The following is a 19,851-nucleotide window of genomic DNA, read 5'->3' as shown; positions in this document are numbered from 1 at the left end:
GGGCTGTATCGATTTTATAAAGACTTAACTATATAACGTTATTCCAAAGCTTGATCACAAATGTGTCATCGTCATGGACAATGCCAGATTTCATAAGAACAAACGTATCAAAAAGCTATTAAACCGACACGGTCACCGTATACTCTGGCTACCGCCTTACAGTCCTGATCTAAATCCTATTGAACACAAATGGGCTGAGGTAAAAAAGCTCAGGCAGGGCTGGGGTGAGAATGATCTAAATCATTTATTCAGCAATGTCTGCTGTTACAACTTTAAGTTGGATTGACTATATCTTATTTAAGATCAGATAAAATAAATGACTATTTATTGAGGATATGAGTCTTTATGAATTGTTGATCGGGATTTTCTAAATCATCATTTTAAACCCCTATAACAAATCATAATTTGATCTTTTGATAACAAATAAGGTAAAGATTTTTTTAATTACATTGGGATTTCAGCCATTCGCTTAATTTAATAATATCATCCTGATTATTCTTTAATTCCTTGCAAACGAAGTAAAATTGGTCCCCTGTTAGAAATTCGTGCATTGGAATTCTAACGATATTTTGTTTATAAGCGTCATCCTGCATCATATAATTATTGGTAAGAGTAATGCCCAGATTGTACCTTGCGGCTTCTATCGCTAGTAGTACATGACTAAAATGATTTATCTTTATATCGCTTGGCAATTCAAATCCGCCTGCCTTACACCACCGCAGCCAATCCTCTGCTGTATTCACGCTTGTATCTGCATATCTCACAGACAATATTGGATGCCGCCACAATGCGTCAGGAAGGGGTTTATCTCTTATTTTCTCCCAAAGCTTTTGACCACACACAGGATATAAAGTTTCAGTAAATAAAAACTTACTGATGAAAGCATGTGGAGGAGGATCGACGGTGATATAACAATCGGCCCTTTGCTCATTATAATCAGAGGGATGATTAACCATATCTAAAGTGAGTTCTATTTCTGGATACTGTCTATAGAAGTCTTCTAGTCGAGGAATCAACCAATTCACTGCGACTGAACTGTACAGAGCTAAGCGTATATGCCCAGGTTTTCCATGTTTAATAATCTGACTACTATCTGAAAGTAGACCCAATGCGCCACTCACATCTGTGAAATAACGCTCACCAACCTCTGTCAACGAAAAGGTCCGGCCTTGCCTGTAAAACATTGCTTCCCCAAGATACTCTTCAAGGATGCGTATTTGGTGACTCACGGCACTTTGTGTCACATTGAGGCTTTCTGCTGCTTTTGAAAAGCTGTTAAGCCGTGCAACGGACTCGAAGCACTGTATTGCACGCAGCGGTGGTAAATCCATTATTACCTCAGGTAATACTAAATATGTTTTATATCATTATACATCATACCGTTACTTGAATATACTGCCTGACAGATCGTTAAATCAGCATGAACCCATTGGGGTTTTAACAGTTTCTGAATTCTGAATAGGGCGGGGAGGCTAAGAATGCCAAAGATGAGTGTTGCATTTGCCATGACGCTATTGGTACTAGGAAATATCATTGCGGTCTTCTCAGACGCCTTGATAAAGGCCTTGCCCTCTGAGACGGCGGTATATCAATTTATCCTGTTTCGTCAATGCACAGCGGTTTTAATGCTGTTGCCATTTTGCTTAATTAATAAAAAGAACAAGTTATTCAGTAATATAAAATGGCACTTTGTTCGTAGTCACGTGTGGTTATTGGGTGTGATATTCATGGTACTGTCTCTTCAAGCACTGCCTCTTGCGACTGCGAATGCTATTTTTTATGCCGCCCCTTTATTTGTATTACCACTGGGTTTTTTATTTTATAAAGACAGATTAAATTTTCCGACTATCGCAGCCTCTATATTAGGTTTTGCTGGTATCCTCGTTATTGTACAACCGAAACAGATCAATTTAGGGGCGGTGTTTGCCCTTATAGTGGCGGTAACCATGGCGCTAAACAATCTGTTAGTTCGTAAACTTCCACAACATCATACTGTCTATCAAACGCTACTTTTGACCAATTTATTAGGAATCCCATTCGCGCTTGGTTTGGCTATTTGGGAAGGACAGCCATTTGATTGGCGCTCATTGATTACGGCCGCCAGTTCAAATGTATTTATTTTGATTTATGCGGGTATATGCGTACAGGTGTACCGACACATTGAAGCGTACAAAGTCTCTAGTGCGGAATACTCAGGTTTACTAGGAGCGGTGGTGGTCGGAATCATATGGTTTAACGAAGTACCAAATATGACTTTGTTAATAGGTTCTGCGCTGATTATCCTACCTTTGATATGGCTTGCTACTCTTGAATCTATGAGGTTTAGACAAAAAACTGGGTAGGATAATAGCTTTTAAAACCTAATCAAGCTGATGTGCCATAAATAATAAGAAATAATAAAAGTTATGAATAAGACTAAAATGTTATTTAACGTTTACATCGGTTCATGCTTGACGAAACTGTAGATTACTTGTTAAACACTATAATAAGTCGGTTGCATGATTAAAAACTTCCAAGTTGGTTCTTATGTATCTAATAGTATCGTGTCTATAAAAAAGACAAACTGTTATTTAAAATACCTCAACTATTCAGCTGTTAGCCCTGCTTTAACACCCGATAAACCGTAGCCACCCCAACACCAACCGCCTTAGCAATCTCCTCTTTCGTCATATTGTTTTGACTGGCCAACTCTCTAATACGATTATGTTTCACTGTATTGGCTTTCTTACCTGTGGGCTTATAACCACTATTCGCTAACCCCTGCTTAATACGCTCTCTACGCTTATCGTTATCAAGCTTTGCCATCGTTGCTAACAAGTCGATCAGCATATGGTTAATCACTGCTAGGATCTCACCTGTCATGCCCTTACTTACCGTATGTGTGGTTGGTAGATCGGCCACCACCAATCGCAAGCCCTTGTCTTTGATGCGCTGCTTTAGAATTGCAAAATCATCTTGAGATAGCCTGCTTAATCTGTCCACGCTTTCAACCAGCAGAATATCGCCTTGATCAGCGTCCTTTAATAGCTTAGCTAATACTGGCCTATCGAGCTTTGTACCACTGAAATGCTCAACGTACTCAACATGGTTATCGTTATAGCTTTGGCTAAAGCTAATCAAGTCAGACAAGGCTCTCTTAGCGTCTTGATCCTTAGTGCTGGCTCTCACATAAATACGAACGGTCATAACGCCACCTATATTATTTAGACTTAATAACCAATGTTCATTGATAATAATAAGATATTACTATCATTTAAAATTAATAACAAGCCTAATGATAGATATATTATCGTTTAGAGGTTTTATTTTTTAGGTATAGTCTATTGATAGGTTATTGAGCCAGTGAGTCTTTACTAACAGGTTTGTACATTCAAGCCTTTAAACTTTATAATGTTCAATGAAATCACGAGGTAAAATGTATTGTGATCACAGGCCAATAAGAAATTACCTCATGAGAAAAGTATATAGTCCAATTAAGGTTATTGAATGAAACAATATCTAGATTTATGTCAACGTATAGTTGATGAAGGCGTATGGGTCGAAAACGAACGGACTGGAAAGCGTTGCTTAACTGTTATTAATGCTGATTTAGAATACAACGTAGGCGCTAATGAGTTTCCTTTAGTGACTACTCGAAAAAGCTATTGGAAAACGGCTATCGCAGAGTTATTGGGGTATCTACGTGGTTATGATAGCGCAGCTCAGTTTCGAGCTATTGGATGCAATACATGGAGTGCCAATGCCAATGAAAATGAAGCTTGGTTAGCTAATCCTTATCGTAAAGGTGAGGATGATATGGGCCGAGTATATGGTGTACAGGGACGCAGGTGGCGTAATTCAGTAGGAGAGGAGTTTGACCAGCTTCGTAAGATTTATGATAACTTGCGGAATGGTATTGATGATCGAGGTGAAATCCTAACTTTCTATAATCCAGGTGAGTTTCATATGGGATGTTTGCGTCCTTGTATGCATACCCATACATTTTCATTGTTAGGAGAAAAGCTTTATTTAACTTCATCCCAGCGTTCCTGTGATGTGCCATTAGGTCAAAATTTCAATCAAGTCCAGGTTTTTGCTTTGTTAGCTTTAATGGCTCAAATTACGGGGCATGAGGCTGGAAAAGCTTATCATAAGATTGTAAACGCACATATTTATGAAGACCAATTAGAGTTAATGCGCGATGTGCAATTAAAACGCGAACCGTATCCAGCACCTAAGCTTCACATCAACCCTGAAATTAAGTCGCTCGAAGATATTGAAACATGGGTAACATTGGACGATTTTGAAATTGAGGGATACCAGTATCATAAATCTATTGCGTATCCATTCTCAGTTTGATGTAAATATAAGGTGAAAGTTGAGAAAAATGATAGATTTTTTGTTAGGTATAAAGCATTAATATATGTGACTTGTTTTATGCGGTATATGCTTATTAGCTAAGCTCTCGTTAGCTTTTAAGTAAAGGGAATAAGTTTATACTTTTTATAGCACAGGTGGTTTTCGACAGACTAGTGCATAAGCTGTTTCGATCTAGCATCTTCTAAAGCTAACATTTTTCTCAATTTCTCAATTTCTTGTCTAGCTTCTGATAAGGATCTCTTATCTGTGTCAGATAGTGTTTTATAATAATCTCGTGATTCTCTCATGTTTTGCAACCGTTTATCTGAATGTTGAGCGACCCTTTTTATATCTTGATATTCATTAAACCAGTAGATAACCTCATTTTGTGCTCGACTGAGCTTTGCTTCAATCGCATTTTTTACATCGGTAGTATTCGCTCGTATTTTTTCTTTACGCGATTTCTCTTCAGCTTTTCGAGTATCTTTGATCTGATTTAGCTTTTGGACAGGCCAAACTCGGTTTGAGATAGTATTTCGATGAATACCAGTCATCTTCGAAAGTTGCGCTGTAGTGGGTTTTAATTTTTTGTCATTTTCAATATCTATCAAGGCATTATTTAGAATAGAAGTAACTGCTTCAAAGCTGCTACTATTTTTCTGGCCATAATCTCTATTACTCATAATTCGACCTCTTCACCAAGATTTTCCAAGACCATTTTGGCTTCGTTCATTGCTGCTAGAATTTGCTCACGATTGTGCGAATATTCTGGTTTATTGAGGTTGGATTTATTTAAGGTATAAACCTCACGCCATTTAGGGGCATGTTTAATAGTTACAACGGCTTGTTTGCATCGAGCTGGGTAACAACGTAGGGAACCAATACATGGTAGGCTTGAGTCATATTCTTCTGCTCTACCACCATAGCAAAGCCCCTGTCCCATATGGACAATGGCAACACCTTGATCTACCATTGCCTCATACACTTCCTCTTCCGTATAGCCTTCAGCCATATATCCACTAAACGTCTTGATCAGACCTTTTTTATGCTCATTCGCTTTCCCACCATAATATGTACCATTTGGATTATGGGCTGTTTTAATAGCATCTAATTCAGCTGCTCGGCGCAATGATTTCGTATCACCTTTTCGGTTCCCGTCTTTTGACAGCATCTCACCTATATCACCGTAGCCTAACGTAACTGACGAGGTGGCGCCAGCAGATGTGTACTTAGAGATACTCTCTACAAAATGTTTCAATTGAAACGATATAAGAGGCAACCCAACCTCAGCCTTAAACAATTGATATGTTAATGTGTGTCTTAGCATATACGGGTTAAATTTTAATTCATTCTCAATACTTTTACCTAGTAGTTGGCCTATAAAACTATTCATTTGATGTGTAATGCCGTTACTAGCCATTGCCTTAGGGGAACTACCTGGTTTAACAGTATCTACATTAGAAACTAAGTAAGGTGAAACTTTAATTTTTGAAATATATGATGCTGCTAATATTGCATCTTTAACAATCGGTATAGCTACCCATCTGTCGTCAAACAAGCCTGTACTAATTTCATCTTTATGTTTCTTGACGGTACTTTCAATAAGCCAAACGCCATCATCTTGAACTAAGCACGAACAATCTTGAACTCTTATTTCTGATAGTTCAGATGGTCTCATACCTGTATACTGACCTACTAAATATGTGCATGCATACGATACGAGGTTAAAGTATTCTCTAAGATCATCTAACTTGTAACCACGTTTTTTCAATTCTTTACGTAAAGTCAGTCCACCCATAACCTTAGAATCTTTATTGAGCATCCAATCATAAGGTTCGACTATATTTGTAACGAAACTCGGAGAATAACCTTTGGTTCCTAATCTAATAGCAATATAGGCATTTAAAATTTCGTGGGTTACTCTTTCTTTATTTGCCCACGATGCATGGTTGCTTGTATCAAATCTTTCTAAAGAGTTAGGATCTGATATCTTTGCTGAAGCTCCTATAGCACTTAAAAAGTCAACTATAATAAAAGAAGCCATTTTCGAGAGAGATTCAAATACTAGATCTGGCAGTACTTGTTCTTTTTTCGAACTATTAGTATTAGCGAGTTTTTTCCATTTCAGGCTATTTAACTCTACATAAGCGATAGGTTTTTCAAATACATACTGAACCGAAGCTGGACTGCGTAGATATTTGAAAAATTTATCTAGCTCTATATCTTTTACACGATCATAGTTTTCAGCGGCTTTGGAATACAGTTCGGGTGTTATATCGGAGAGTGTTCTGATTTTTTCCTGAACAAACTCATAGCCTAGCTCATGAGATGCTTGTTTAAATATTTCATTAATAAATGCTAAACCTCTTTCGAAAATTGCAATCAACGAGTTCGCTTTTAATGATTTTTTTATTCGGGTTTTCCCTTCTTTTCCCTGAGGTTTGAAAATCGAATTGTTTAGCAAGGCCAACTCGAATATAACTTTCATTTCTGTTAAAACGAATATTGGGATCTCTGTATGCTTTGAAAAATTAATGCGGAGCTTTGCACCTTGGACATTTTGTGCAGCATTAGGATAGTCGTTATTAAAATTCCAACACATGTCAGAAAACTTTGATAATTTCGATACAGGTTTGTCCATAAGGTACGTCACATACTCTATGTCATCTGTGTAATTATTTTGAAGGTGTTTCTTCTTTTGAACTGTAGCGTGGTCTAGAGCATCTAAAACATATAAACGATGTTCTGCAAAATCTGTTAATACATTCAGCTTTTTTTCATAGTCCATTAGATTACTCCATCAACTAGTGTGGTCGTTTCAATGTATTCTGCTAAACGCCGCCCATTTTCTAACTCTTCTAAGGAAAAATTAGATAGTTCTGGCTCTGTGATGCCTTTTATCAGCTCTAAATTCTCTGAAATGACATGCCCATAGGGTGTGTCCATGACACGGGAATGCTCTGTCAAAAGCGTATAGTCACGCTTCATTGCAAAGATTTCAGGGAGGTTTTTAGCTGTAATAATGACATTGTCACAGCTCAAGCACTTGTTATATTGTGAGCATGGAGTACCAGGTATGTAGGATGAAAGATTTTTTACAAAATCCGGCGGGTCAAAAATATTTCTGCACTCAGCTAATGGAGTATGAAAGCTCGTTACTAACTCATCATTGTTTTTGGACTTTATATCTTCTGGCAACTTCTCAACTTGTTTATCCAGAGTCGCTTGATGTATCTCTTTTAATTCATCATTTATCTTCATTCTACTCATGGAGTTAAAATCTAGAGAATCTATATAGCCAAGAGTCGTTTGGAGTGAGGAGTGGCCCAACATGAGCTGAATTTCACGTACAGTTACGCCATTTCTAAGCATCTCACTAACAAAGGTTGGTCTGAACCGACTTATTGTAAGAGTTAAGGGGTTTCCTGCATCATTTTTTAAATTATATTTCTCAACAAACCTAGACAAACTAGCTCCCAATGCTTTTGCATTTTTTTCTTTATTTCCTAATATTGGAGATACTCTGCCGTGCTTTTTTGTACTATCCGACTGATAGATGAACAATCTATCTTTAAAAGCATCATCTTTAATATCTTGTCGAAAACTACCAGTTAATTGGTCCAGTTCTTCAAAAATAACTTTTATTGACTCAGCTTGAGATGATGTAAGCCATGTCAGTTCTGCATTAAAAAGATCAAGGTGGTACTCTTTGTGACCATCAGATCGCTCTTTCCAATATCTAAGGCAAGGTCGTGATGTTGCTGGGTGGGAGTCTACGTAATCATTCATATTAAGAGAAAGTAAAGGGTCTGCATTTAAACCAGTGATTTGAGCAAGCCTTAAAATGTAAGGCGTTAGTGTATCCATATTTATCATTGGGGTAACGCCCCATTCATTGTATGTCTCTATTAAACCCGTACCTGAATTCTTAATAATTCTTAAGAAAGACTTCTCGATAGGTGAATTAGCTGTATTATGATGAATTGGTTTACACATTAAGGCATTTTCAAAGAGCCATCGCGCATTCTCTAGTGTCGAGAGACCTCTTATGATCGAACATTTCTTGTCCAAAGGATTCCTACCTACACCCGTCTTCTTGTAAGGTGTAAGGGCTGTTCTGGATTCACTCAATCCTTTTTCGATAGCATCTAATATTTGGAGCCGCTCGTTCATAGTAAATGGCTTTTTAACGTCTGTTTCTCTGCTTACAGAAAACCCCTCTATATCAAAAAAACTGTATTCCATATCGGGCACTTGTTCTAGTCTTTGTAATGCGTTGCGTGCAGCACTTAGATTCGTATTTGCGTAATGGCTTGAGGTTTCTTTTTTTATTATTTTTTGCTGCAAATATTTCCGATATCTAGGCAAGAGATGCGCGTCAAAAGTTACCTTGATTCTCAACGGTCCAGGTCCGTAATAATTAGTCAAGAATTCTATAAGCTGACTACAGGCATTTCTATAGTTTTCCTTACCTGAATCTGAAGTTACAGTCACACTTTGAGCAGCAAAAAGCTGCTCTACCTGAATGAAAGGTTCTAATTCTGAAGGAACGAGAAAATCTTCAGCAGCATTTAATTTTCTTGCTGCAAGTCTATTAAAACGGTCTATCTGACTTTCACTGGAACTTTTTCTATTGATATTCGCTTCGCTTGTTCTTTCAGCAACGCTTTTATAATTAGCATCAATAATTCCAAGTTTCTCTAGGTCTTGATGAATGAATTCCCAAGCATCTTTAACAACATTAAATTTCAAGGATCCTTTTTTTATAGGTAGTTGTTCTGAAGACATTTTTCCTATCGAAATCTTATTGCCGAAAATAGGTAAAGTGTGCTTTTCCTCTACAGATAGTTGTCTGTACCAATTCAATAGTTTCCTCGTGTTTTCGATGCCAGCCGCTTCGTAGCTTTCACTTGGTATTACTAGAATACCTTCTTCAATCATTTTTTCAATTAAAGGAGTCGTAATACCCCTATGTGTTTGTGCAACAGAGTATGAGACACCTACAGCACTTTGAATATGATTAACAGCTACACTGAAGCCTAAAGCATTATCAGCTTTACTAATTGGTATTTCCCATAGTGCTTCTGTATCTCCAACTGTTTTCGATACCCATTCTATAACAGCTGCTTTGGCGTCTTTAATAGGTTGCTTTTCTTCAACTTTCTTAAAGTCTGCACCTGAAATCCCTGGCTCAGAAAAACTCTCATAAACCTTATCAATGGTTATTCCATCGTTTTTCATTTGATGTCCTTAATGCCAATTCTTAATTGCGTCTGTTCAGACAAGCGCCTCATCTTCTCGGCTCTAGTTAGTAAGTCACCGTTCTCGTCACACATGCTGTTATAGATATCTTGGGGAATGCTTGTATATATCTGTGTAGTATGGAGATGGTTATGTCCTAAGTTTTTCTGCACAATAACAAGCCGATCTAAGTAATCGGCACCTAAATCATTTGACTGCAATATTGCATAAGCATTACCGTGCCTTAACTTGTGAGGAGAGATGCTTCGATCAAGGCAACCTTTCTTTATTGCACGTTCACTTATACGTTCAAGCAATTTGTTGATCGCACTAGGCGTATAGGGAGTACCTTTAGCATTAAAAAATGCTGGGGTTTCAGACGGGTCTACATATTTACGGGCGTGTTTTTTATACAGAGGAGATGCGTGATATTTCTGCACACGTTTGATAGTTGCTAAGCTCAGCAGAGTCCAGCGTGGCTTAATTTGATTACCACGGCCCTTACTTCCTTTGACTTTTAAAGGCGCATAATCAGCATGGATAGGCTGATCATTATCGCAGGAAATAAACTTTTCAGAATTGAAATTGTTAATATCTTTAAAGTCTTGAAGAGTAACTCTAGGTAGTTCTGAACGACGTAAGCCAGAGTCGTATAGAAACTGGAGTAAAGCTCTTTCTCGTTCTGAATCAGTAAACTTAATCAATATAAAAAGGTCATCAAGTGTGCAAGAACTAATGGGTGTTCGCTTTGGTGGTTTTGATAGCAAGCCATCGCTATATGGATTATCTTGTCTAAGCTTATCACGGTCTTCTGTAGGGCTACAAAGATATTCAATGAAAGCATGTATTGTCTCATCTCGACTTCTAACAGTAGATGAGCTCTTATCATCTTCACGAATTAAAAATGTCAGGTATTCTTGAATTACGTATTTTGGAACTGTAATAAATACTTCATCAGATTCACTGTCATCATAATCTGGACGACTACGAATATAACTTAAGAAGTAGCTTAGGTTTCTACCATAAGTAACTGCTGACTTATAAGAAATTATTTGATGTTTGGATTGATACGATAAATACTCAGAAATAATAGGAAGGATCTTGCCATCATCGTCAAATACTCCAACACCATTCACTTTTATAGTTTTGTTCGATGTTAAGTTTGGAATCTCATTAAGTAAACAAGACTGTGATAAATCTAGCTCTACATCAGAACAAACTTTAATATCCATAATACCCACTATCTCAATACATAGACTGAATTATGTATTGCATTATATACGATCCAGTACTCCATACTGTGCATTATTGTTATGGGGGTATAATAGGAATAAATCTGCTGAACGCTGATAGAGCTGGCATGACAGTTTATTATCCGCCACAAAGAACTGAAATAGCGTATGACAAGGCGGCAGCGCAACTTGATCTGCTTCACCGGGATTCCAACCAGACACAATCAAACGTCTTGAATTGGGATTGGTTTTTATTTGTTCAATGACTTGGGTGATTTGATCGACACCATCGTTATTGTAGCTCCCATCTTCACGCTGGCTTGCGCCATAATTGCGCCACTGATGACCATAGACAGGGCCTAAATCACCAGCAGGGCGATTAAAGCGTGCCGTCTGTTCAGCCGTTGACCACTCATTCCAAATACGTACGCCATTGGCTTGTAGATAATCAACATGCGTACTGCCACTTAAAAACCAAAATAGCTCATAGACGATAGATTTAAAGTGGACTTTTTTGGTGGTTAATAATGGAAAACCGTCGTCTAAATTAAAACGGAGCTGCGCGCCAAAGTGGCTCAGCGTACCAGTGCCAGTACGATCGCCTTTTTCAGTGCCTTCAGTGAGGACAAGATGCAGCAAATCTAGATAGGCTTGCTCATTTTTACACTGCTTGTTGTTACTAATAATGGAGTTACTCATGGTCATAAAATTGCTCTTCTACGCTATTAAAACGCATAGTTGTATTGTTTTTTAACAGGCTACTTGATGTGAATTAGTGCTTAATAAGCCGACTGCTTACCCCAGTCATAGATACCGCGTTTGTAAGCGTATACCAGCATGATGAAACCAATAATAATCATGGGAGCGCTGAGTATCTGCCCTTTGGTCATCCAGCCTAGTAATACAAATCCTTGGTCCGCATCGGGTTGGCGGAAAAACTCAATGATGAAGCGGCTGATGCCATAGCCCAATAAAAATACTGCCGATGCTGCCATACGTGGGCGCGGTTTTGATGAATACCACCATAGGAATAGGAATAATAATAACCCTTCGGCAAGTGCCTCATACAGCTGTGAGGGGTGGCGAGGTAGCAAATACTGCCCATTTACTTCAAGCATCAACTCTTGCAGCTCAGGGTTGGTTTGCAATTGCTGCATATCAGTAGCAGCCGCTTGCGGGAAGTAGGTAAGCCAGTTGTAGCCACCGTTAGAGACGCGGCCCCATAGCTCGCCATTGATATAATTGCCAATACGACCAAATAACAAGCCCGTTGGCACGCAAGGAACGATAAAGTCCAGTACTTGAAACGGAGTCTTTTTATACTTACGGGCAAAATATAACATGCCCAGTAAGACACCAATCATGCCGCCATGGAAAGACATACCACCTTCCCAGACTTTGAAAAGGTAAGCGGGGTTTTGTAAAAATTCACCGAATTGATAAAACAATACATAGCCGACACGACCGCCCAAAATGACGCCAAGTGCGCCAAAAAATACCAAGTCGGACACCATGTCAGTGTTCCAATTGTCACGTTTGGTACTGCGATACCAAGCCAGACCAAAGGCGGCGGCAAATGCTAATAAATACATTAGGCCATACCAGTGCACTTCTACTGGACCCAAAGACAGCGCTACAGGATCGTACTGAGGATGTATCATCATAAGGGCATCATAAATTTGGTAATAGAATGCTGCTCATAATAGCAAAAATAGCCAGTGAGGCATACCAAATTACGGTGAGGCTCATCTCATGGTAACAACTTATCTGCTACGGGTAACATCTAGAAAGAAAGCCAGAAAACCGCTAAGATATAAAAAAGTTGCTGAATATAAATGCCATCATAAATATTGCATCATTATATTTAATGAAGCGTTAGATACTGCGCGCTTGCGCTAATGCACCGTATTAATGGATTAACCGTATTTTTAAGGAATGATTATGCAAGCTAAGTTATCAAAAGTAGCAATATTACCTAAATTTTTACCCTCTAAAAAACAGTTGACGCCACTGGGTTTATTTAGCTTAGCGGCTTTAGCTTTGACTCCTGCTCAGGCAGCGAACAGTAGTATTGAGCAAGTGACCATTTATCAGGGCTTAGCTAGCGTGACTCGTGCGTTACCAATCAATGGTAGCGGTGAGCAGACACTGGTTTTTTCTTGTTTGTCCCCTTATATCGATAAAGACAGTGTGAGCGTACAAGCAGCAAAAGGCATCAATATTGGTGAAGTCAGTATCGAGACTTTAAGCGATGAGCAAGCAGCGCAGTGTCAGTATCAAGGTGAGGCGAGAGTGCAGACACAGCAAGATAATTTGGCAGTTATCAATGCTGAGTTAGAAGCGGCACGCTTAGCTAAAGCTTACTTGCAGAATTTAACCAAGGTCACGCAAATCAGTACAGATGGCACGCTTGCCAATAATGCGCGCGATCTGGAAACCCAAGCGGTCAGTATCAATAAACGCATACTAGAAATTCAGCAGCGCCAAGCCCGTGCACAAGATGCGCTCAACCAACTAATGGCGGGCAGCGCGACTTCCACTCAAAATAGTGTGACTCAAGTGAGTGTACGTACTGCCAGTCGAGTACCAAGCAGTGTGAAACTGCACTATCAAGTACGCGGCGCGGGTTGGGAGCCAACGTATCAAGCAAGGCTGAATACTGAAACCAAGCAATTAAATATCATTGCCTCTGCAGTTATTGCTCAGCAGACAGGAGAAAACTGGCTCAATGTCCCTTTGATGCTAAGCTCTGTCAATCCCAATCAAAACACGACCAGCCAATTGCCACGAGTTGAGCGTTTTTCTTTATATGAAGAAGATAGAGAAAACCAGACTATATCTGTACCACCTATGGCGGAAAATATGCCTGTTGTGGTAACTGCAAGAGACAGCTATGGCGGTGCCTCGACACCTAACATGGCGCCGCTGCCAAGCTTTACCGTTAGCAGTCAGAATAAAAACGGCATTACCGAATACCGTTTGCCGCAGCGTATTAGTATTCCAAGCGATGGCAGGCGCGTACGGACAGTCATTGATGAGCAGTCGGGCAGTAGCAAGCTATGGATTCGTAGTACGCCGAGCGTGGAGGCAGCTGGCTATTGGTATGCATCCGCACCGTTCTTGACACCAGCTTGGGTAGATGGTTCGCTACAATTATACCGTGATGATAATTATGTCGGGCAGGCGCGCTATAATTATCAAGCGCTCAAAGAGCAAGGTATCGGTTTTGGTATTGACCCTAATACCATCGTAAAGCAGATAGCTGATGAAGATAAGCAGGGTGATAAAGGCGCGTTTAATCGCACGCAAACCTTGACTAAAACACAAGCTTATCAATTTACCAATCAGCACAACCGATCTATGCATTTACAAGTATTGGGCAGTGAGCCAGTTAGTCGCGACGATAGTCTTAAAGTAACCGTCACTCATACACCGCCAGTGACTGAGCGTGACTGGAATGACAATAAAGGCATGGTTGCGTGGGAGTTTGATTTACCAAGCAAACAATCGAAAGTCATCCAGTCGACCTCTCAGATTAGTTATCCTGCTAGCAAAAACTTATCAGTAAACTAATTTGTCAGTGAACTAAGTTTAAACTTAAATCAAGCTTGGCTGTTCGCTAAGCAATGACATGTTATTAAGTATATTTTTAGTAAAATTAGGAGTCTTATGTGTATTGTCGCCATTGCTTGGCAACTCTTTGATGAGCTGCCTTTGGTGTTATTGTCCAATCGCGATGAATTTTTGCAGCGTCCGACAGAGCTGCTACATCAATGGGAAGATAAGCCTATTTTTGCAGGACGCGATGTACAAAGTGGCGGTACTTGGCTGGGTATTCATCAACAGCCCCATCAAGCCAATCATCAGGACGGTCATCAAGCGCCTCAAGAGTATTATCAGCAAAACGGACGTTGGGCTGCGGTATTGAATTTTCGCGATGGCGTGCAGGCAAGCTCTGATGAGTGCTCACGCGGGGCGCTAGTCACGGATTTCTTAACCAGTGATATCAGCCCGATGGAGTTTGCACGGCAGATTAGTTTGCAAAACTATGCTGGGTTCAATCTCATTATTGGTGATAGTGAGCAAGCCGTTATTGTCAATAACCGTGGTCATGCTCCTATGCCACTATATGCAGGACTGCATGTCATTTCCAATGGTCAGCCTGAGGACAGCTGGTTTAAAACTGAAAAACTGCGAGGCAGGCTGCGCCAAGAAGTATTGCCACTAATCGCTGAGAATAGTGAACCTGAGTACTGGCAAGAAGCTGCCTTTGCGGTATTGTCTGATAATACGCAAGCGCCAGTGAATAAGCTGCCGGAGACTGGAGTGGCTGTTGAGATTGAGCAGATTCTGTCTTCTATTTATATAGAGCCTGTCACTTTTAATCATACGCAAAATAATTTGCCCACTTATGCCACACGTACCCAAAGCATTTTAACCCTGAAATTTCATTCTCAGTTGGCAGATTCAGCAGTGGATGAGATTGCTAGATTAGTAAGCCGAGAGTGTCAGCATGATAATTATAAAGAATGTCAGCATGATAGTCATAAGTAGCCTATAGGTTTTAATCTATTAGCTTTTTCATCTACTCTTAATGAGGCTCACGTACAATTTTCATGAGAAGTTTGATACTACAGTTTTAATATCGAACAAGAGAAAATCACCAATCCCTTTATTAAAGAATGGATTTCACTTTAAATTACTACGTATATGGCGTAAGATAAATATAGATGTCACTAAAGTTCATACCAGTTGAGTAAATGTTTATAAAACAAGGAGTGTGAAATGAGCATGATGAAGTCACTGATATTTATTGAACCAGGTAAAATCGAAATTGTAGATAAAAAAATCCCTGATGTAGGCCCTAATGATGCCTTGATAAAAATTACGACCACGACCATTTGTGGTACTGACATTCACATCTTTAAAGGTGAGTATGCCGTTGCAAAAGGCTTAACCATTGGTCACGAGCCAGTAGGTATCATTGAAAAGCTAGGTAGCGCAGTCATGGGCTATGAAGAAGGGCAGCGAGTCATTGCTGGCGCCATTTGCCCAACGTTTACCTCCTATGCCAGTCAAGATGGTTTCCCTTCACAAGATGGTGGTTATCTTGATGCAGATGGTAGATGTTCTTGTCACGGTTATAAAGCCACAGGCGGCTGGCGTTTTGGTAATCACATTGATGGCACGCAAGCAGAGTATGTGCTAGTGCCAGATGCGCAGGCCAATCTATGTCCAGTGCCAGATGGACTGACGGATGAGCAAGTGTTGATGTGTCCTGACATTATGTCGACAGGCTTCAAAGGCGCAGAAAACGCCAATATTCAGATTGGTGATGTGGTTGCTATCTTTGCACAAGGACCTATTGGCTTGTGCGCGACTGCTGGTGCAAAAATTAAGGGCGCCTCGATGATTATCGCTGTCGATGGCAATAATGAACGTTTGGCCATGGCAAAGAAACTGGGAGCAGACATTACTCTAAACTTCACAGAAGTTGACGTGGTTGATGAGATCATGAAAATCACTGGTGGTCGTGGGGTGGATAGCAGTATCGAGGCGCTAGGTTTACAGTCTACGTTTGAGCAATGTCTCAAAATATTAAAACCAGGCGGTACACTCTCAAGCTTGGGTGTGTATTCTGAAGATTTAGTCATTCCAATGGCTCATTTCGCTTCTGGTCTTGGCGATCATACGATAAGAACGGCTCTCTGCCCAGGAGGTAAAGAGCGTATGCGCCGATTGATGAATGTCATCGAGTCTGGTCGAGTGGATTTATCAGAGATGGTGACGCATACCTATGCCTTGGATGATATTGTAGAGGCCTATGACTTGTTCATGCATCAGCGTGACGGCGTACTAAAAATTGCTATCAAGCCATAATTATTCCGCAAGATATAATCCCTATATAATAGAAGAGCCTGCATCTAAAGGATACAGGCTCTTCTATTACGTGTTACTTTTAATCAAAATGTCAGTTCATCCTATCAACAAGTGATTGTCTTGTTCAGGAATAATCAGCTCTTGTCTTAGAGGTAGCTCAGGCACTAGCTCTTGCAAGGCACGGCGATAAACGCCTCGTTTAAAATGAATCACTTGTCCAAGTGGATACCAGTAACTGACCCATTGCCAATGATCAAATTCTGGTTTGCCCTCATCAAAGCGGATATGTTGAGTGTTCGTCTCATCTAAGCGTAGCAAAAACCATTTCTGTTTTTGCCCAATACATAAAGGGTGCTGTCCATGCCGCACATAGCGTTTTGGCAGACGATAGCGCAACCAATCTTGCGTCACTGCCAATAAGTCTACATGACGCGGATGCAGGCCGACCTCTTCCCAGAGCTCGCGATACATCGCATCCATCGGCGTCTCCCCACGGTCGATACCGCCTTGTGGGAACTGCCAAGCGTTGTGACCAATACGTTTTGCCCACAGAACCTGCCCTTGTGTATTTGCCAAGATGATGCCGACATTGGCGCGAAAGCCGTCTGCATCTATCATGATTAAACCTTTTTAATTTATTTAAAATAGCTTATTTTGAGCTAGAACCGTGACAGCAATCATAATTATTATAAGGTGATGGTTGTCGATATTAGGTCAAAATAAGATTCATTACCGTTATTAAACCAAGAAACAAGCAAAATGTGTAACAGTATTTTGCTATAAAATGTTTCACGAGCTTAACTGTTTAAAATCAACCAGTTAAGATTAAACTTTTGTAATGTTTCTTGGGGAATCTTACTACAAAGATAGGTTCGAACTATAAGACGATAGGTTTGAATAATAAACAGTAGGCGCTATATGAATGTTAATTCACTGCTAAGAAAATTTTAGTAAAAAGGTTTAATTAAAAATAAGGCTGCAAAAGACAAATAGGTGAGCTATTCATAATGATAATGATTTTGGATGATAAGGGCTCGATAAAATGTGCCATTGGCTTATGCTACACTAGCCAAGTAAAACATATTGCCAGAAAATAAAAATCGGGCAACGAGCTAATTAAAATAAGGAATGGTCAAGATGTCAGAGTCAAAAGCAAGTGTAACGTGGCAAGAAAACAAAGCATTTATGGGTGTGTCACCATCAGGGCATAATGTACAGATCGATGCAGATAAAGAAAAAGGCGCAAGTCCGATGGAGCTGATTCTATTGGGGCTTGGTGGTTGTGCTAGCTACGATGTGGTAGCGATTTTACAAAAATCGCGCCAAGAGGTGACAGACGTGCGTTGTGAGCTGACCGCTCAGCGTGCTGAAACTGTACCAGCTGTCTATACTGACATTCATATGCATTTTGTGGTGACAGGTCAAGATGTCAAAGAAAGCCAAGTAGAGAAGGCAATAAAACTGTCCGCAGAAAAATACTGCTCGGCCAGTAGAATGTTGGTACAAGGTGGGGTGAACGTCACCCATGATTTCGAAGTGATTTCAGGGTAGGGGCAAGTATACTAATGAATGCACTTCTGGAATTAGTCTCTGATACCGCAGCGTCCGCAATTTGGGCGATGGTCGCAGCAAGTTTACTACCGCTTGCCATGGCATTGACAGCGAAAGCTATTGGCGGCTTTAATTTGGCTGACAATGCCCATCCACGTGATTTTTTACAAGGTACGACGGGCGCGGCCGCACGTGCTAACGCGGCCCAGCAAAACAGCTATGAGACGTTGCCAATATTTTTGGCAGCAGTACTGACGGCAATGCTGTTTTTCGTACCACAATCGATTATCAATATACTGGCGTGGTTGTACGTACTGATTCGTATCGGTTTTTGCGTGGCTTATATTACTAATTTGGCGACGTTTCGCTCCATACTTTGGGTGTTATCGATTGCCTGTTGTTTGATGTTATTCTATTTAGCGATTAGAGTGAGTATTTAATCTTATTCGTTAGACAGATTGGCTTTAAGATAATTCTGTTTTAAAACAGATTGGCTTTAAGATAAAAGCAGCTATTATTGGCGCACACTGGCTTGCAGTGCACTAATGATAGCTGCTTTATTTTTTTCTCTTTTAATACTGTCCCATAAAACTTTTGCTTCGCTATAGCCTTTGATGAGCATTGCTAACCACTGCTTGTAACGACCAACCAAGATAACTTCAGTTTTAGCCTGACCTTCCAAAAATCTTATCTGATGGGTGACCATTGCTTCCCATGACAACGTTGCCGCACTTAGCATGGCATCATCTGAACCGCAATCCACACGAGCAACCAAATCTGGACGAGTAACCGCGCCGCGACCTAACATCAAATGTTCTGTACCAGCTTGAGTCATACAGTTTTGCGCGTGCTCTGTATTCCATATCTCGCCATTGGCAATGACTGGAATATCTAGCCCATTAAAACTTTGAATCTTGTTCCAATAGGCTGGCGGCTTATAGCCTTGAGTTTTGGTCCGCGCATGAATGGTCAGCCAATCAGTACCACTGTCGCTAATCGCAGCTTTAATATCATCCATGCGGCTGGTATCGGTATAACCTAAACGAATTTTGGCTGATACTGGAATATGAACGGGAACAGCTTGCCGCACCGCGCTGATAATCTGATACATGGTTTCGGGCTCATCCAACAATACGGAACCACCACGGTGGCTATTGACAGTCTTGGCAGGGCAACCAAAGTTGATATCAATCGCCGGTGCACCAAGCGCGGCAGCATAAGCAGCATTTTCTGCCATGAGTTGCGCTTCACTACCGAGCAACTGGACATGAATAGGCGTGCCAGAGGCAGTTTTAGCATCATGACGCAGTTCTGGAACGTATTTATAAAATACATGCGCAGGCAATACGTGCTGAGTCACACGGATAAATTCGCTAACCGACCAATCATAAGGGCGACCCAAGTCCGATGCAATTTGCGTGAGAATTTGTCGCATTAATGGATCAGTCAAGCCTTCCATTGGAGCGAGCAGGCGGACGGGATTGGCGAATAACTGACGGATGGTATTTTGACGTATTTGAAGTTGCTGATTAGTATTCATGCTTGTTGTTCACTGCTAAAAGGGTGCTATTAAAGGATTGCCATAAAGACAGGTAGGCTAGAGGTTTAG

17 protein-coding genes and 1 pseudogene are annotated in these 19,851 nt (G+C 40.3%); 8 read left to right on the top strand and 10 right to left on the bottom strand.

Annotated elements, in window-relative coordinates; translation table 11 throughout:
• Nucleotides 1-40 precede the first annotated feature (40 nt).
• Nucleotides 41-286, top strand: a complete 246-nt coding sequence (locus JMW64_RS12660) for a transposase (protein WP_227677380.1) — start codon at nucleotides 41-43, stop codon at nucleotides 284-286.
• Nucleotides 287-440: 154 nt separating this feature from the next.
• Here the strand turns inward: JMW64_RS12660 and JMW64_RS12655 are convergent, their stop codons facing one another.
• Entirely contained in the window at nucleotides 441-1,331 is an 891-nt protein-coding gene (locus tag JMW64_RS12655) for a LysR substrate-binding domain-containing protein (RefSeq protein WP_025650898.1), read from the bottom strand.
• Nucleotides 1,332-1,478: 147 nt separating this feature from the next.
• Here JMW64_RS12655 and JMW64_RS12650 point away from each other — a divergent pair, with 147 nt between their 5' ends.
• Nucleotides 1,479-2,342, top strand: coding sequence for a DMT family transporter (locus JMW64_RS12650; protein WP_193007322.1), 864 nt, complete (start codon nucleotides 1,479-1,481; stop codon nucleotides 2,340-2,342).
• Between the two features lie 253 nt (nucleotides 2,343-2,595).
• Here the strand turns inward: JMW64_RS12650 and JMW64_RS12645 are convergent, their stop codons facing one another.
• Nucleotides 2,596-3,186: a recombinase family protein gene (locus tag JMW64_RS12645; protein WP_144296423.1), complete on the bottom strand. Its 591-nt coding sequence runs from the start codon at nucleotides 3,184-3,186 to the stop codon at nucleotides 2,596-2,598.
• A 300-nt stretch (nucleotides 3,187-3,486) separates the two neighbouring features.
• Between JMW64_RS12645 and JMW64_RS12640 the strand changes: the two genes are divergently transcribed.
• Nucleotides 3,487-4,338, top strand: coding sequence for a thymidylate synthase (locus JMW64_RS12640; protein WP_193007324.1), 852 nt, complete (start codon nucleotides 3,487-3,489; stop codon nucleotides 4,336-4,338).
• Between the two features lie 170 nt (nucleotides 4,339-4,508).
• On the opposite strand, the gene JMW64_RS12635 is transcribed toward JMW64_RS12640, so the two are convergent.
• The 6 genes and pseudogenes from JMW64_RS12635 to lgt form a co-directional block, all read right to left on the bottom strand.
• On the bottom strand, nucleotides 4,509-5,021 hold the full coding sequence (locus tag JMW64_RS12635) for a hypothetical protein (protein WP_193007325.1): 513 nt from the start codon (nucleotides 5,019-5,021) through the stop codon (nucleotides 4,509-4,511).
• A complete protein-coding gene (locus JMW64_RS12630) occupies nucleotides 5,018-7,126 on the bottom strand; it encodes a site-specific integrase (RefSeq protein WP_201554966.1) in 2,109 nt (702 codons plus the stop codon). The genes JMW64_RS12635 and JMW64_RS12630 overlap by 4 nt, the downstream gene beginning before the upstream one ends.
• The gene (locus JMW64_RS12625; RefSeq protein ID WP_201554964.1) at nucleotides 7,126-9,579 is read right to left on the bottom strand and encodes a tyrosine-type recombinase/integrase; all 2,454 of its coding nucleotides are present in this window, start codon (nucleotides 9,577-9,579) and stop codon (nucleotides 7,126-7,128) included. The genes JMW64_RS12630 and JMW64_RS12625 overlap by 1 nt, the downstream gene beginning before the upstream one ends.
• Entirely contained in the window at nucleotides 9,576-10,811 is a 1,236-nt protein-coding gene (locus JMW64_RS12620; RefSeq protein WP_193837066.1) for a tyrosine-type recombinase/integrase, read from the bottom strand. Before JMW64_RS12620 ends, JMW64_RS12625 begins: the two co-directional genes overlap by 4 nt.
• Nucleotides 10,812-10,865: 54 nt before the next feature.
• Nucleotides 10,866-11,516 (bottom strand): annotated as a pseudogene (gene thyA, locus JMW64_RS12615) (thymidylate synthase); the annotation flags it as partial.
• Nucleotides 11,517-11,590: 74 nt separating this feature from the next.
• Complete coding sequence (gene lgt / locus JMW64_RS12610) at nucleotides 11,591-12,475, bottom strand: prolipoprotein diacylglyceryl transferase (RefSeq protein WP_087813630.1); 885 nt, start codon at nucleotides 12,473-12,475, stop codon at nucleotides 11,591-11,593.
• Nucleotides 12,476-12,752: 277 nt separating this feature from the next.
• Between lgt and JMW64_RS12605 the strand changes: the two genes are divergently transcribed.
• The 3 genes from JMW64_RS12605 to JMW64_RS12595 all read left to right on the top strand — a co-directional run bounded on the left by JMW64_RS12605 (nucleotide 12,753) and on the right by JMW64_RS12595 (nucleotide 16,691).
• The gene (locus tag JMW64_RS12605; protein ID WP_227694221.1) at nucleotides 12,753-14,384 is read left to right on the top strand and encodes a DUF4139 domain-containing protein; all 1,632 of its coding nucleotides are present in this window, start codon (nucleotides 12,753-12,755) and stop codon (nucleotides 14,382-14,384) included.
• A gap of 96 nt (nucleotides 14,385-14,480) precedes the next feature.
• Nucleotides 14,481-15,365: an NRDE family protein gene (locus JMW64_RS12600; RefSeq protein WP_201554961.1), complete on the top strand. Its 885-nt coding sequence runs from the start codon at nucleotides 14,481-14,483 to the stop codon at nucleotides 15,363-15,365.
• 231 nt (nucleotides 15,366-15,596) lie between these two features.
• Nucleotides 15,597-16,691 (top strand): NAD(P)-dependent alcohol dehydrogenase, encoded by a 1,095-nt coding sequence (locus tag JMW64_RS12595; protein WP_201554960.1) that lies wholly within the window; start codon nucleotides 15,597-15,599, stop codon nucleotides 16,689-16,691.
• Between the two features lie 96 nt (nucleotides 16,692-16,787).
• Here the strand turns inward: JMW64_RS12595 and JMW64_RS12590 are convergent, their stop codons facing one another.
• The gene (locus JMW64_RS12590) at nucleotides 16,788-17,309 is read right to left on the bottom strand and encodes an RNA pyrophosphohydrolase (RefSeq protein WP_045452438.1); all 522 of its coding nucleotides are present in this window, start codon (nucleotides 17,307-17,309) and stop codon (nucleotides 16,788-16,790) included.
• A gap of 519 nt (nucleotides 17,310-17,828) precedes the next feature.
• On the opposite strand from JMW64_RS12590, the gene JMW64_RS12585 reads away from it, so the two are divergent.
• On the top strand, nucleotides 17,829-18,242 hold the full coding sequence (locus tag JMW64_RS12585) for an OsmC family protein (protein WP_201554959.1): 414 nt from the start codon (nucleotides 17,829-17,831) through the stop codon (nucleotides 18,240-18,242).
• A 14-nt stretch (nucleotides 18,243-18,256) separates the two neighbouring features.
• The gene (locus JMW64_RS12580; protein WP_198332641.1) at nucleotides 18,257-18,682 is read left to right on the top strand and encodes an MAPEG family protein; all 426 of its coding nucleotides are present in this window, start codon (nucleotides 18,257-18,259) and stop codon (nucleotides 18,680-18,682) included.
• 74 nt (nucleotides 18,683-18,756) lie between these two features.
• On the opposite strand, the gene JMW64_RS12575 is transcribed toward JMW64_RS12580, so the two are convergent.
• A complete protein-coding gene (locus JMW64_RS12575) occupies nucleotides 18,757-19,782 on the bottom strand; it encodes a tRNA dihydrouridine synthase (protein ID WP_201554958.1) in 1,026 nt (341 codons plus the stop codon).
• Nucleotides 19,783-19,851 lie beyond the last annotated feature (69 nt).

Source organism: Psychrobacter immobilis (assembly GCF_904846065.1).
GTDB lineage: Bacteria > Pseudomonadota > Gammaproteobacteria > Pseudomonadales > Moraxellaceae > Psychrobacter > Psychrobacter immobilis_H.
The sequence above is the reverse complement of the archived record's forward strand: the minus strand, read 5'-3'. Positions and strand labels throughout refer to the sequence as shown.

Bases quoted from the DNA above. Each gene is read 5' to 3' on its own strand.
- JMW64_RS12655 (WP_025650898.1), bottom strand. From the start codon at position 1,331: ATGGATTTACCACCGCTGCGTGCAATACAGTGCTTCGAGTCCGTTGCA.
- JMW64_RS12650 (WP_193007322.1), top strand. From the start codon at position 1,479: ATGCCAAAGATGAGTGTTGCATTTGCCATGACGCTATTGGTACTAGGA.
- JMW64_RS12645 (WP_144296423.1), bottom strand. From the start codon at position 3,186: ATGACCGTTCGTATTTATGTGAGAGCCAGCACTAAGGATCAAGACGCT.
- JMW64_RS12640 (WP_193007324.1), top strand. From the start codon at position 3,487: ATGAAACAATATCTAGATTTATGTCAACGTATAGTTGATGAAGGCGTA.
- JMW64_RS12635 (WP_193007325.1), bottom strand. From the start codon at position 5,021: ATGAGTAATAGAGATTATGGCCAGAAAAATAGTAGCAGCTTTGAAGCA.
- JMW64_RS12630 (WP_201554966.1), bottom strand. From the start codon at position 7,126: ATGGACTATGAAAAAAAGCTGAATGTATTAACAGATTTTGCAGAACAT.
- JMW64_RS12625 (WP_201554964.1), bottom strand. From the start codon at position 9,579: ATGAAAAACGATGGAATAACCATTGATAAGGTTTATGAGAGTTTTTCT.
- JMW64_RS12620 (WP_193837066.1), bottom strand. From the start codon at position 10,811: ATGGATATTAAAGTTTGTTCTGATGTAGAGCTAGATTTATCACAGTCT.
- lgt (WP_087813630.1), bottom strand. From the start codon at position 12,475: ATGATGATACATCCTCAGTACGATCCTGTAGCGCTGTCTTTGGGTCCA.
- JMW64_RS12605 (WP_227694221.1), top strand. From the start codon at position 12,753: ATGCAAGCTAAGTTATCAAAAGTAGCAATATTACCTAAATTTTTACCC.
- JMW64_RS12600 (WP_201554961.1), top strand. From the start codon at position 14,481: ATGTGTATTGTCGCCATTGCTTGGCAACTCTTTGATGAGCTGCCTTTG.
- JMW64_RS12595 (WP_201554960.1), top strand. From the start codon at position 15,597: ATGAGCATGATGAAGTCACTGATATTTATTGAACCAGGTAAAATCGAA.
- JMW64_RS12590 (WP_045452438.1), bottom strand. From the start codon at position 17,309: ATGATAGATGCAGACGGCTTTCGCGCCAATGTCGGCATCATCTTGGCA.
- JMW64_RS12585 (WP_201554959.1), top strand. From the start codon at position 17,829: ATGTCAGAGTCAAAAGCAAGTGTAACGTGGCAAGAAAACAAAGCATTT.
- JMW64_RS12580 (WP_198332641.1), top strand. From the start codon at position 18,257: ATGAATGCACTTCTGGAATTAGTCTCTGATACCGCAGCGTCCGCAATT.
- JMW64_RS12575 (WP_201554958.1), bottom strand. From the start codon at position 19,782: ATGAATACTAATCAGCAACTTCAAATACGTCAAAATACCATCCGTCAG.